General features: G+C 73.4%; 12 protein-coding genes. 11 read left to right on the top strand and 1 reads right to left on the bottom strand.

The window, feature by feature from the left end; translation table 11 throughout:
• Window positions 1-86: 86 nt before the first annotated feature.
• Window positions 87-716, bottom strand: coding sequence for a winged helix-turn-helix transcriptional regulator (locus tag FB470_RS23605; protein ID WP_306994909.1), 630 nt, complete (start codon window positions 714-716; stop codon window positions 87-89).
• A 47-nt stretch (window positions 717-763) separates the two neighbouring features.
• On the opposite strand from FB470_RS23605, the gene FB470_RS23610 reads away from it, so the two are divergent.
• From FB470_RS23610 to FB470_RS23660, 11 genes are all read left to right on the top strand, one after another.
• The gene (locus tag FB470_RS23610) at window positions 764-1258 is read left to right on the top strand and encodes a pyridoxamine 5'-phosphate oxidase family protein (protein ID WP_306994911.1); all 495 of its coding nucleotides are present in this window, start codon (window positions 764-766) and stop codon (window positions 1256-1258) included.
• 1 nt (window position 1259) lies between these two features.
• Window positions 1260-1907 carry an alpha/beta fold hydrolase gene (locus FB470_RS23615; protein ID WP_306994913.1) on the top strand — a complete coding sequence of 216 codons (648 nt, stop codon included), beginning with the start codon at window positions 1260-1262 and terminating at the stop codon, window positions 1905-1907.
• Window positions 1908-1938: 31 nt separating this feature from the next.
• Window positions 1939-3702: an intein-containing Rv2578c family radical SAM protein gene (locus tag FB470_RS23620; RefSeq protein ID WP_306994914.1), complete on the top strand. Its 1764-nt coding sequence runs from the start codon at window positions 1939-1941 to the stop codon at window positions 3700-3702.
• Between the two features lie 105 nt (window positions 3703-3807).
• Window positions 3808-5577 (top strand): aspartate--tRNA ligase, encoded by a 1770-nt coding sequence (gene aspS, locus FB470_RS23625; RefSeq protein ID WP_306994916.1) that lies wholly within the window; start codon window positions 3808-3810, stop codon window positions 5575-5577.
• A 3-nt stretch (window positions 5578-5580) separates the two neighbouring features.
• Entirely contained in the window at window positions 5581-6534 is a 954-nt protein-coding gene (locus tag FB470_RS23630; RefSeq protein WP_306994918.1) for a DUF389 domain-containing protein, read from the top strand.
• Window positions 6535-6572: 38 nt separating this feature from the next.
• The gene (locus tag FB470_RS23635) at window positions 6573-8036 is read left to right on the top strand and encodes a TrbL/VirB6 family protein (RefSeq protein WP_306994919.1); all 1464 of its coding nucleotides are present in this window, start codon (window positions 6573-6575) and stop codon (window positions 8034-8036) included.
• 863 nt (window positions 8037-8899) lie between these two features.
• Window positions 8900-9742 carry an SGNH/GDSL hydrolase family protein gene (locus FB470_RS23640; RefSeq protein ID WP_306994920.1) on the top strand — a complete coding sequence of 281 codons (843 nt, stop codon included), beginning with the start codon at window positions 8900-8902 and terminating at the stop codon, window positions 9740-9742.
• Window positions 9743-9770: 28 nt separating this feature from the next.
• Window positions 9771-11135: a replication-associated recombination protein A gene (locus tag FB470_RS23645; protein WP_306994922.1), complete on the top strand. Its 1365-nt coding sequence runs from the start codon at window positions 9771-9773 to the stop codon at window positions 11133-11135.
• A 25-nt stretch (window positions 11136-11160) separates the two neighbouring features.
• On the top strand, window positions 11161-12048 hold the full coding sequence (locus FB470_RS23650; protein ID WP_306994923.1) for an NAD(P)-dependent oxidoreductase: 888 nt from the start codon (window positions 11161-11163) through the stop codon (window positions 12046-12048).
• A 56-nt stretch (window positions 12049-12104) separates the two neighbouring features.
• Window positions 12105-12503, top strand: coding sequence for a DUF948 domain-containing protein (locus tag FB470_RS23655; RefSeq protein WP_306994925.1), 399 nt, complete (start codon window positions 12105-12107; stop codon window positions 12501-12503).
• The gene (locus FB470_RS23660; RefSeq protein ID WP_306994926.1) at window positions 12500-12799 is read left to right on the top strand and encodes a hypothetical protein; all 300 of its coding nucleotides are present in this window, start codon (window positions 12500-12502) and stop codon (window positions 12797-12799) included. Before FB470_RS23655 ends, FB470_RS23660 begins: the two co-directional genes overlap by 4 nt.
• Window positions 12800-12808: the final 9 nt, after the last annotated feature.

Here is a 12808-nt window from a genome sequence, read left to right on the forward strand (position 1 = left end):
CGGAAGGCGGGCAAGCAGTCGCTCCACCAAGGACCAGAGGGGTGGGACGGCGGGCCGGGTCGGACGCCGGTCGGCGCGACGGCGGATCAGGCGCTCGGGCGGGGGAAGCAGTGGGTGAACCGCTCGGCCACGCCGCGGTCGCCGGTGACGGACAGCGCCCCCGAGCGCTCGGCCTCCTCGAGCGGCGCGCCGAGGAACACCAGCGACCGCAGCGTGCGGGGGTCGGTCGCCAGCACCGCGTGCGGTTGGTCGGCGGCGCCCCGCCGGATCGAGAACTTCCCGGAATCGATCGTCGCGGTGAACGTGTCGTCGTCGAGGCGCAACTCCAGGTGGCAGTCCGGGCCGTCCTGGAACGTCGTCCGCAGCGCCAGGACCAGGGCGTCCGCGCTCAGGTCCCTGCCCGCCGGCACCGGGCGCCGGCTGCCCCACCGCGCGAGCGCCAGCACGACCTCCTCCAGGTCGGCGCCCTGCTCGGTCAGCTCGTACACGCTGGTGCTCGCCGGCGGCCCCAGCTTCCGGCGCCGCACGACGCCGGCAGCCGCCAGCTCGCGCAACCGCTGCGACAGCACGTTCTGGCTGATCCCGGGCAGGGTGCGGCTCAGGTCGCGGAACCGCTTCGGCCCCAGCAGCAGCTCGCGCACCACCAGCAGCGCCCAGCGCTCGCCCACCGCGTCCAGCGCCCGCGCCACCCCGCAGGGGTCGTCGTAACTCCGCACGAAAAAAATACTAGCGCAGTGACACTCGTTACTCCTAAATTAGGAGTATGACGCCGCCACTCCGCCAAGGAGACCTCGCACTGCTCGACACGGACGTCGCGCGGCGGCTGCTCGCTTCGACCGAGCTGGCCCGCCTCGCCTACGTGGCCACCGACGGCACGCCCCGCGTGCTGCCGATGCTGTTCCACTGGAACGGACACGAAGTGGTCATGTCGACCTTCGCCGGCACCGCCAAGATCGCCGCGCTGCGCGCCCGCCCGGCTGTCGCGATCACGATCGACCGCGCCGGCCCGCCGCCGGAAGTGCTGCTGGTGCGCGGGAACGCGGTGGTGACCGACGTCGACGGCGTGGTGCCCGAGTACGCCGCCGCGCAGCACCGCTACTACGGCGAGCAGGGCGACGCCGGGGTCGCGGAACTGGACCGGCCCGGCCTGAAGATGGCGCGCATCGCGGTGCGGCCGGAGTGGGCCGGCACCTTCGATTTCCAGGAGCGGTTCCCGGGCGGCACCACGCCCGAGGAGTTCGCGCGGCGGGGGCGGTGACATGGCCACGTTCGTGCTGATCCCCGGCGCCGGCGGTCAGGCGTCCTACTGGCACCGGCTGGTGCCCGAGCTGACCGCGCGCGGCCACGAAGCGATCGCCGTCGGCCTGCCCGCCGGGGACGATTCGGCGGGCCTGCCCGAGTACGCCGACGTGGTGGCCGACTCGATCGGCGGCCGCGGCGACGTGGTCCTCGTCGCCCAGTCGATGGGCGGCTTCACCGCCCCACTCGTCTGCGAGCGCGTCCCCGTGCGGCTCCTGGTGCTGCTCAACGCCATGGTCCCGGTTCCCGGCGAGTCCGGCGGGCAGTGGTGGGCCACCACCGGCTACCGGGAGGCGCACCCGGAGGAGATGGACGTCGAACGCGACTTCTTCCACGACCTCCCGCCCGGCGTGCGGGCCGAGTTGCTGCGCGAGGGCGAGCCGCAGCAGTCGGGCACTCCCTTCGAGCAGCCGTGGCCGCTGGAGAAGTGGCCGGAGGTGCCCACGAGGTTCGTCCAGGGCCGCGACGACCGGTTCTTCCCGCTGGAGTTCCAGCGGCGGGTCGTGCGGGAGCGGCTGGGGCTGGAGCTGGACGAGGTGCCCGGTGGCCACCTGGCCGCGCTGAGCCGCCCGCGGGAGCTGGCCGACCTCCTGGCGTCCTGGTGTTGACATCGCTTCGAACGCGTGTTCGACTGAGGTGGTGAGGTGGGAGAACCAACGCGCCGGCCGTGAACCGCAGCTGCCCCTGCCCGGGCTGGTCCGGACGGTCACGTCACCGGAGTTCCGGGGCGTGACGTTCCACGAGGTCCACGCGCGTTCCGTGCTGAACAAGGTCCCGGGGCGGTCGATGGTCCCGTTCGACTGGACCGTCAACCCCTACCGCGGCTGCAGCCACGCCTGCACGTACTGCCTGGCCGGCGACACGCCGATCCTGATGGCCGACGGGCGCACCCGGCCGCTGGCCGACCTGCGCGTCGGCGACGAGATCCAGGGCACCGAGGTCCGCGACGGCCACCGCCGCTACGTCACCACGACGGTGCTCGCGCACTGGTCCACCGTGAAGCCCGCGCACCGGATCACCCTGCGGGACGGCACGAGCCTCGTCGCCAGCGGCGATCACCGGTTCCTCACCGCCGAGGGCTGGAAACACGTCACCGGACCGGACCGCCCGCACCTCCGGCCCGGCGACACGCTGGTCGGCACCGGCCGCTACGCCACGGCCCCGGTCGCCTCACCGGCCTACCGGGAGGGTTACCTCGCGGGCCGGATCCGCGGCGAAACCCGGGGCGAGGACCCGCAGTGGCAGCAGGGTTTCCTCGCCGGTGTCTTCGACGAGTCGGGCACGTTCGCCCACGGCGACCTGCGGATCGCCGAGCCGGACCCGGAGGTCGCCGAGGCCGTGGCCCTCGCGCTGAAGAGCCTCGGGTTCGAGGTCGAGCACGCCGAGGACATCAGGCTGACCGGGGGGTTCCCGGCCGGCCTGCGGTTCCTGCACACCGTCGACCCCGCCCTGACCCGCAAGCGCGCCATCGCGGGCGAGCCGGTCGAGCCGCGCCCGGAGCTGGCCGTCGTCGCGGTCGAGGACCTCGGGCGGGAGCAGACCCTGTTCGACGTCACCACCGGCACCGGTGACTTCCTGGCCGACGGGGTGGTCAGCCACAACTGCTTCGCGCGCAAAACGCACACCTACCTCGACTTCGACGCGGGGCGCGACTTCGACACCCAGGTGGTCGTCAAGGTCAACGCGCCCGAGGTGCTGGCCGCCCAACTGCGCAAGCCGGGCTGGAAGCGTGAGCACGTCGCCATGGGCACCAACACCGACCCCTACCAGCGGGCCGAGGGCCGCTACCGCCTGATGCCCGGCATCATCCGCGCGCTGGCCGGCTCCGGCACGCCGTTCTCGATCCTCACCAAGGGCACCGTCCTGACCCGTGACCTGCCGCTGCTGACCTCCGCCGCCGAGGACGTCGGCGTCGGCATGGCCGTGTCGATCGCCCTGCTCGACCGGGAGCTGCAGCGCAGTCTCGAACCCGGCACCCCGAGCCCCCGCGCGCGGCTGGACCTGGTCCGCCGCATCACCGACGCCGGCCTGCCCTGCCACGTGATGGTCGCCCCGGTGCTGCCCGGCCTGACCGACACCGAGGAGGCGCTGGACCCGCTGTTCGCCGAGATCGCCGCCGCCGGGGCCACCCGGGCCACCGTGCTCGCGCTGCACCTGCGGCCCGGCGCCCGTGAGTGGTTCGGCCGCTGGCTCGGCGCGCACCGGCCGGACCTGGCCGAGCGCTACCGCGAGATCTACGGCCGCGGCAGCTACGCCATGCCCGCCTACCGCCGGGCCCTGTCCGCGCGGGTCGCGCCCCTGCTGCGGCGGCACGGCCTGAACCGGCGGGAGGATTCGCACCGCCTGCCCGCGCCCCGGGAACCGGAGCGCCCGGCACCGGGCGAGCAGCTGAGCCTGCTGTAGCAAAACCTGGTGGACTCGCCCCGCGGTGCGTTCGTTAGCCTCATACCGGCAGGAAAACGCCTGCTGACGCCACGAGCAGAACGCCTCGCAAGGAGAACAACCCCAGTGCTTCGCACCCACGACGCCGGCACCCTGCGTGCCGAGCACGCCGGCCAGATCGTCACGCTCACCGGGTGGGTCGCCCGGCGTCGCGATCACGGCGGGGTGATCTTCATCGACCTGCGGGACGCGAGCGGCGTCGCCCAGGTGGTGTTCCGCGAGGGCGAGATGGCCGAGCGCGCCCACCAGCTGCGTTCCGAGTTCTGCGTCAAGGTCACCGGCGAGGTCTCCCGGCGTCCCGAGGGCAACGAGAACCCGGAGATCCCGACCGGCGCGATCGAGGTGCTGGCCACCGGCCTGGAGGTGCTGTCCGAGGCCGCCGTGCTGCCGTTCCCGATCGACGACCGCGTCGACGTCGGCGAGGAGGTGCGGCTCAAGTACCGCTACCTCGACCTGCGCCGCAGCGGCCCGGCCCGCGCGATCCGGCTGCGCAGCGAGGTCAGCCGCGCCGCCCGCGAAGTGCTGCACGGCCAGGGTTTCGTCGAGGTCGAGACCCCGACGATGACCCGCTCCACCCCGGAGGGCGCCCGCGACTTCCTGGTGCCGGCCCGGCTGCGCCCGGGCTCCTGGTACGCGCTGCCGCAGTCGCCGCAGCTGTTCAAGCAGCTGCTCATGGTCGGCGGCCTGGAGCGGTACTACCAGATCGCGCGCTGCTACCGGGACGAGGACTTCCGCGCCGACCGGCAGCCGGAGTTCACCCAGCTCGACATCGAGATGAGCTTCGTCGACCAGGACGACGTGATCGCCGTCGGCGAGCAGGTCGTGTCGGCCCTGTGGAAGCTGATCGGCCACGACATCCCGCGCCCGATCACCCGCATGACCTACGCCGACGCGATGGCCAAGTACGGCACCGACAAGCCGGACCTGCGGTTCGGGCTCGAGCTGACCGACCTGACCGAGTACTTCGCCGACACCCCGTTCCGCGTCTTCCAGGCGCCCTACGTCGGTGCCGTCGTCATGCCCGGCGGTGGCGACCAGCCGCGCCGCCAGCTCGACGCGTGGCAGGAGTGGGCCAAGCAGCGCGGCGCCAAGGGCCTGGCCTACGTGCTCGTCGGCGAGGACGGCACGCTGTCCGGCCCGGTGGCCAAGAACATCTCCGAATCCGAGCGCGCGGGCCTGGCCGAGGCCGTCGGCGCCAAGCCCGGCGACTGCGTGTTCTTCGCCGCCAACAAGCCGAAGGAGGCCCGCGCCCTGCTCGGCGCGGCGCGCGTGGAGATCGGCCACCGGCTCGGCCTGATCGACGAGAGCGAGTGGTCGTTCGTGTGGGTCGTGGACGCGCCCCTGTTCGAGCCGGCCGACGAGACCGACGACGTCGCCGTGGGCTCGGGCAAGTGGACCGCGGTGCACCACGCCTTCACCTCGCCGACCCCGGAGTGGATCGACAAGTTCGAGACCGACCCGGGCAGCGCCCTGGCCTACGCCTACGACCTGGTCTGCAACGGCAACGAGATCGGCGGCGGCTCGATCCGTATCCACCGCGCCGACGTGCAGAAGCGCGTGTTCGAGGTGATGGGCCTGTCGGAGGCCGAGGCGCAGGAGAAGTTCGGCTTCCTGCTCGACGCGTTCGCCTTCGGCGCCCCGCCGCACGGCGGCATCGCGTTCGGCTGGGACCGCATCGTGATGCTGCTGGCCGGGGCCGAGTCGCTGCGCGACGTCATCGCGTTCCCCAAGACCGGCGGCGGGTACGACCCGCTGACCGGCGCGCCCGCCCCGATCACCGCGCAGCAGCGGCGGGAGGCTGGGGTTGACGCGAAGCCGCCCGCACCGAAGGGCTAGCCGGTGCTGCACCTGCGGGTCGTCACTCCGGCGGACACGACCGAGCGGGCGCTGGACGTGTTGCGGGACCGGCCGGGCACGGCGCACCTGATCGTGCACCGCGGCGCGGCCGTGTCCCCGGCCGGTGACCTGATCGAGGCGGACGTGGCCCGCGAGGCCGCGGACGAGGTCCTGGAAGCGTTGTGCGGCCTCGGCCTCGACCACAGCGGCGCGATCACGCTCGAAGCGCTCGACACCGCCCTGTCCGACGCGGCCGACCGAGCCGAGGCGACAGCGCCCGGTGAAGGTGCGGACGCGGTCGTCTGGCAGGAACTGGTGAACCGGACCGGCGAGGAGTCCCGGTTCAACGCCACGTTCCTGGCGTTCCTGACGATCGCGTGCCTGCTGGCCTCGGTCGGGATCGTGACGGACTCGCCGGTCACGATCGTCGGCGCGATGGTGGTCGGCCCGGAGTTCGGCCCCCTCGCGGCGATCGCGGTCGGGCTCGTGCTGCGCCGGTGGGACCTCGTGCGGCGCGCCGCGCTGGCGCTGGCGCTGGGGTTCCCGATCGCGATGCTGGTGACGGCCGGGGTGACGATGCTGACTTGGGTCATCGGGCTGCTGGATGTCAGCGGCTTCCGCGAGTCCCACGACGTGGACTTCGTCTACCGGGTCGGCTGGTACTCGCTGATCGTCGCGCTGCTCGCCGGTGCCGCCGGGATGTTGTCGATGACATCGGCGAAATCGGCCGCGCTGGTGGGGGTGTTCATCTCGGTCACGACCGTTCCGGCCGCCGGGTACGCGGTGGTCGCGGCGGTGGTGGGGGAGTGGTCGAAGGCGGCGCAGTCGTTCGGCCAGCTGGCGGTGAACCTCGCCGGGATCGTTGCGGCGGCGGCGGTCGTGTTGCTGGTGCGGCGGCGGAAACGCGCGTCCGTCACCGTGCGGCCGCTGCCGGAAGTGGAAAAATCGTTGTGGTGAGCGACGTTCGCCCGCTAGTAGGGTCGAAGGCGATGACGGTGGACACTTCCCCAGGCACGGAGGACGACCAGGACCCGGTTGCCGCGGCTGTTCCGGTCAGCGGAACCGAGGCGGTTGACGCTGCCGTCCAGGCCGCCGAAACCGTGCTCACCCGGCGCTTCGGGAGCGCGATCGGGCTGGTGGACCCGGAGGCGCTGCCCGGCAGCGGGCCGGCGACGGTGGTCCGGGCGCGCATCGCCGCGTCCCCGTTCGGGCTGCCGCGCACGCTCGTGATCAAGCACTACCCGGAGGCGCCGCCGCGGGGCGTGGCCGACCCGTTCGCGCAGGAGGCGGTGAGCTACCAGCTGTTCACCGCGCTGCCCGCCGAGGACCGGATGTGCCCCGAGCTGCTGGCCCACGACGGGCCGCTGCGTGTGATCGTGATCGACGACCTGGGCCGCGCGCCCACCCTGTGGGACAAGCTCCGCGGCGACGACGCGCGCCTGGCCGAGCGTGCGCTGTTGTCGTGGGCGCGGTCGCTGGGCCGCCTGCACGCGACGACCGCGGGCCGGGAGGCCGATTTCGAGGCGTTGCTGCGGCGGCTCGGCGGGTTCGTGCCGGACGAGGACACCACGCCGGCGGTGGCGTGCGCGCGCCTGCCGACGCTGCTGGAGGAGGCGGTGGGGGTCGGGACGCCGGACGAGGTGCGGGCGTACGCGGAGCGGGTGTGCGAGGCGTCGGCGGCGTCGTCGTACCGTGCCTTCAGCCCGGTGGACCTCAGCCCGGACAACAACCTGGTGACCAGCGGGGGTGTGCAGTTCCTGGATTTCGAGCGCGGGCTGGTGCGGGACGCGCTCGTGGACGCCGCCCACCTGCGCGTGCCGTTCGCGACGTGCGCGGACGCCCGCGCGCTGCCGACGGGCATGAGCGAGGCGATGGTCGCCGCGTGGAAGGCCGAGGTGTCCGGGGTGTGGCCGGCCCTGGCGGACAACGAAGTGCTCACCGCGCACCTGCTGGACCACCAGATGCTGCTCGTGTGGGTGACCACGTGGGCCGACCTCGGCGGGGCGGCCGTCGCGCCGGGGTGGCCGGCTTCGCTGGGGCGTGGGACTTCGGTGGGCCGGGCGACTTCGGCGGGGCGTGCGGCGTCGGCGGGGCAGGAGGTCTCGCCGGGCCGGGCGACTTCGGCGGGGCGGCCGGGGATGCCGGCAGCGCCCGGAGCCGGGGCGCCGGTCTCGTCGGAGCGGGCGCCTTCGCCGGCGCACGAGGTCTCGCCGGGTCTGGAGGTCTCGTCGGGCCGGGCGGCTTCGGCGGGGCGTGGTGCTACGCCGGGGAGCCGCGCGCGGGCCGGCGTCTCGTCCGGACGCGCGGCGGCGCTGGTGAGCTGGTGGAAGGACCTGGCCGTCTACGCCGAGCGCGGCGGGAAGGACGAGGTCGCCACCCACGCCCGCACGGTCGCGGCGGCGCTCGATGAGCGGTTCGGGCCCGGGCTGGAGTTGCCGCTGTACCCGGCGTTCCGCTGAGGCGCGGCGCGCCGTTCCGCTGGGACATGGAGGTGTTCCACCGAGGCCAGAGTTTCGGTGTGGTGGGCAGTTCCGCGGTGGCCTAGCGTGTCGGTGTGGTGGGAGTTTCGCGGTGGCCTGGGGACCTTGGTGAGCCGCCGGGGACTTTGGTGAGCTGGGGACTTCGGTCAGCTGGGACTCCGGTGAGGCCGAGCCTTTCGGCGATCGCGAACCGCGGGTGTGGGCCGCCGCCTCGCCAATGGTGCAGCTAAGGGCGCCCCACAATAGGTCCGTTCGCGGCCGTTCCAATGGCACTCCCGCTCGGTGGTGCGTGGGTTGGTCCGTTCGCGCGGCTATCGATGGCCCTCTCGCGCGTGTTTGCTGCACCAGTGGTCCGCTCGCCGCCGCACCGCTGCTCCTTTCGTGTGTTCGTGTCGTGCCGCCACGTCCGGCCCAACCGTTCCGCCGCCGTCGGCGCAACCGCTCCTCCGCGACTGGCGCAGAGGCGCCGCCACGAACGGTCCACTCGCCCTGCGCCGACGGGTCCAGAGGCGCCGCTACGAGTGGCCCGCTCGCCCCGTGACGACCACCCGCTCGCCCCACCACTGCCGGCCAAGCGCCTACCACCCCCAACCCCAAGGCCACGAACCTCACCCTCCAACACACCCACCGCGCCCCAAGCCCCAGCCGACCCCTCAAGCCCCGACCCTCCCCTCCAGCCCCGGCACACCCCCCAAGCCACCCACCAACCGCCCAGGCACAAACACCCAGGCGCAACCGCCCAGGCGCAAACACCCAGACGTTCGCTGAGCCGTCCGGACCGTGTTACCCGGCGCTCACGTGGTGGGCGGGTCCATCCCTGATGGTCTTCAGACGTGACTGCGGTGCGTGAAGAATTCACCCAGACCCCCGATCCGCTTCCCCGCCGGGCCGCGCGCCTGGCCGTGCTCGGCGACTCGACCGCCGTGGGGCTCGGCGACCCGGTGCCCGGCGGCGCCTGGCGCGGTGTCGGCCCGTTGGTCGCCGCCGCGTTGGGCGTTCCGCCGTCCGGGTACCTCAACACCGCCTTCACCGGCGCCCGCATGCGCTGCGTGCGCACCGACCAGCTGCCCGCCGCGCTCGGGCACCGGCCCGATGTCGCCGTCGTGATCGTCGGCATGAACGACACGCTCCGCTCGGACTTCGACGCCCCCGCGATGGCCCGCGACCTCGAACACGTGGTCACCTCCCTGCAGTCCGCCGGCGCCACCGTGGTCACGATGCGCTTCCACGACCACAGCCGCGTCTTCCGGCTGCCCGGCCCGCTGCGCCGCGCCCTCACCGCCCGCATCACCGAACTGAACGACGTCATCGACGTCGTCACCCGCCGCCACGCCGCGGCCTGCCTCGACCTGGGCGCGCTGCCCGGCGCCTACGACCTGGCCGCCTGGAGCGTCGACCGGCTGCACCCGTCGGAGCTGGGCCACCGGCTCCTCGCGCGCGGTGTCACCGAACTCGTCGCCGCCGCCGGGATCGCCGTACCGGCACCGGTCAGCCTGGTCTGCTCCGGCGGCATCACCCCGCGCACCATCGACCACGTCGGCTGGCTGGTCGTCAAGGGCATCCCGTGGCTGTGGCGCCGCGGCCGGGACCTGTTGCCCTACGCGGCCGCCATCGTCGCCCGCTCGATGGTGCGGTCTCGCCACGCCGAGCCCCTCGAGCTGGAACCCGCGCCCGTCGAGCAGTGACCGCCGCGTCCCGCATTACGGTGGAGGAGTGCAGGACGAACTCTTCACGGTGAATCCGGACCTGGAGCCACCACCGGAACGCGTGACGGAGCCCCGGACGGCGCCCGTCCCGCCGGGTTCGCCGCTCGCGGTGCGCATGCGCCCGCGCTCGCTGGACGAGGTGGTCGGGCAGCAGCACCTCCTCGGCGAAGGCGCCCCGCTGCGCCGGCTCGTCGAGGGCGCCGCGCCGGCGTCGGTGCTGCTCTACGGCCCGCCGGGCACCGGCAAGACCACGCTGGCGAACCTGGTCTCCACCGCCACCGGCCGCCGCTTCGTGGCCCTGTCCGCCCTGTCCGCGGGCGTCAAGGAGGTCCGCGGCGTCATCGAAGAGGCCCGGCGCCGCCGCAAGTACAACGCCGAGAACACCGTCCTGTTCATCGACGAGGTGCACCGCTTCTCCAAGACCCAGCAGGACGCCCTTCTCGGCGCCGTCGAGGACCGGACCGTCCTCCTCGTCGCCGCCACCACCGAGAACCCGTCGTTCTCCGTCGTCTCGCCGCTGCTGTCCCGCTCGCTCGTGCTGCAGCTCAAGCCCCTCACCGACGACGACGTGCGCCTGCTGATCCGGCGGGCGATGACCGACGAGCGCGGGCTGAACGGCGAACTGGAGCTCACCGCCGAGGCCGAGGACCACCTAGTCCGCCTGGCCTCGGGTGACGCCCGCCGCGCCCTCACCGCCCTCGAAGCCGCCGCCGACGCCGCCGCGGTCACCGAGCACAAGACCGTCGACCTGCCGACCGTCGAGTCCACCGTGGACAAGGCCGCGGTGCGCTACGACCGCGACGGCGACCAGCACTACGACGTCATCAGCGCGTTCATCAAGTCCATCCGGGGGTCCGACGTGGACGCCGCGCTGCACTACCTGGCCCGGATGATCGAGGCGGGGGAGGACCCGCGGTTCCTCGCGCGCCGCCTGGTCGTGCACGCCAGCGAGGACATCGGCATGGCCGACCCGACGGCGCTGCAGACCGCGGTCGCCGCCGCGCACGCGGTGCAGTTCATCGGCATGCCGGAGGGCAGGCTCGCGCTGGCCCAGGCCACCATCCACCTGGCCACGGCGCCGAAGTCGAACGCGGTCGTCACCGGTATCGACGCCGCGCTCGCCGACGTCCGCGCGGGCCGGCTCGGCACCGTCCCGCCGCACCTGCGCGACGGTCACTACGCGGGCGCCGCCAAACTCGGCAACGCCCAGGGCTACCGCTACCCGCACGACGTGCCCGAGGGCGTGGTGGCCCAGCAGTACCCGCCGGACGAGGTGGTGGGCGTCGACTACTACCACCCGACGCAGCGCGGCGCCGAGCGCACGCTGTCCGAGCGCGTCCCCCGGCTGCGGCGGTCGGTGCGCGGCGGCTGACCGCGTCCGGTGCCATCATCGGGGCATGCCCGACACCGAAACCACAGTCGCCGTGCTCGGCACCGGGATCATGGGCCTGCCGATGGCCGCCAACCTCGCCGCCGCGGGCCTGACCGTCCAGGCGTGGAACCGCACCCGCGACAAGGCCGAGCCGCTGGAGGACAAGGGCTGCACCGTCGCCGCCACCCCCGCCGAGGCGGTCGCCGGCGCGGACTTCGTCCTCACCATGCTCAGCGACGGCCAGGCCGTCCACGACGTTGTCGAGACCACACGCGGGGCCGTCCCCGCCGGCGCGGTGTGGCTGCAGACGAGCACCGTCGGTCCGGAGTGGACGACGAGACTGGCCGGCCTCGCCGCGGACCTGGATCTCCGCTTCGTCGACGCCCCTGTGCTCGGCACGCGCAAACCGGCCGAGGACGGCACGCTCGTCGTGCTGGCGTCCGGTCCGGACGACCTGCGGGAGCGCTGCGCGCCGGTGTTCGACGCGGTCGGCGGTCGCACGATGTGGATCGGCCCGGCCGGGGCGGGCAGCAGGCTCAAGCTCGCCGCGAACGCGTGGGTGCTGGCGCTGACCAACGGCACAGCCGAGAGCATCGCGCTGGCGCAGGCGCTCGGCGTCGACCCGAAGCTGTTCCTCGAGGCCATCTCCGGCGGCGCACTGGACGTGCCCTACGCCCACCTCAAGGGCGGCGCCATGATCGACGGCGAGTTCCCGCTGGCGTTCGCGGCCCGGCACGCGGCCAAGGACGCGCGGCTCGTCCTGGACGCCGCGGGCGGGGAAGTCGATCTCGCCGGCACCCGCGCCGCGCTGGCGCATCTGGACGCCGCGATCGCCGCCGGGCACGGCGACGAGGACATGGCGACGCTCGTCTACGGCCTGGCGGGAGGCCTGGAGGGGCCATCCAGCCGCTGACGGCGACGCACGGTAACCTGACCGGCATTCACGCCGCTAGCACCCGAGGAGGGCCCGTGTCGGCAGGGCAGATCGCCGCGTTGATCGCCGCAGGAGCGTTCGTCCTGCTGGTGCTGCTGCTGGCGATCCCGTTGATCAAGCTCGGTCGCACGCTCGACGAGGCGACGATCGCCATCCGCAAGGCGCACGAGAACTCCGACCCGATCCTGCTGGGCGCCAACGAGACGATCACGCACGTCAACACCCAGCTCGAGCGGGTCGACGGGATCACCGCCAACGCGCAGGCCGTCAGCGGCAACGTCTCCGCGCTGTCGTCGGTGTTCACCGCGACGCTGGGCGGCCCGCTGGTCAAGACCGCCGCGCTGTCCTACGGCCTGAGCAAGGCCATCCGGTCGCGCCGCAAGGCCAAGGCGGGCATCGAGGGCAGGCACTCGCGGAAGCGGGGCCGCAAGTGAAGCGACTGTTCTGGCTCGGCGTCGGCGTCGTGACCGGCGTCGCGTTGTCCCGCAAGGCCACCCAAACCGCTCGTCAAGCGTCGCCGGCGGGGTTAGCCTCGAACCTGGGTGACGCCGTGTCCGAGCTGGCCGGCGCCATCGGCACGTTCGGCGCGGACGTGCGCGCCGGGATGAGCGAGCGGGAACAGGAGTTGCGCGAGATGGTGGAGGACCGGTCCGGGGTGGCGACCCCGCGCCCCTCCGAGGGCCGGCACGCGGCTCGTCGCCCGGCGCGAGCTCGCCGGGCGGAGGGCTGACCGCGGCGC

The sequence above is a fragment of the Amycolatopsis thermophila genome, assembly GCF_030814215.1.
GTDB lineage: Bacteria > Actinomycetota > Actinomycetes > Mycobacteriales > Pseudonocardiaceae > Amycolatopsis_E > Amycolatopsis_E thermophila.

Coding starts and splice junctions, on each gene's coding strand:
- FB470_RS23610 (WP_306994911.1), top strand. CDS start 764: ATGACGCCGCCACTCCGCCAAGGAGACCTCGCACTGCTCGACACGGAC.
- FB470_RS23615 (WP_306994913.1), top strand. CDS start 1,260: ATGGCCACGTTCGTGCTGATCCCCGGCGCCGGCGGTCAGGCGTCCTAC.
- FB470_RS23650 (WP_306994923.1), top strand. CDS start 11,161: ATGCCCGACACCGAAACCACAGTCGCCGTGCTCGGCACCGGGATCATG.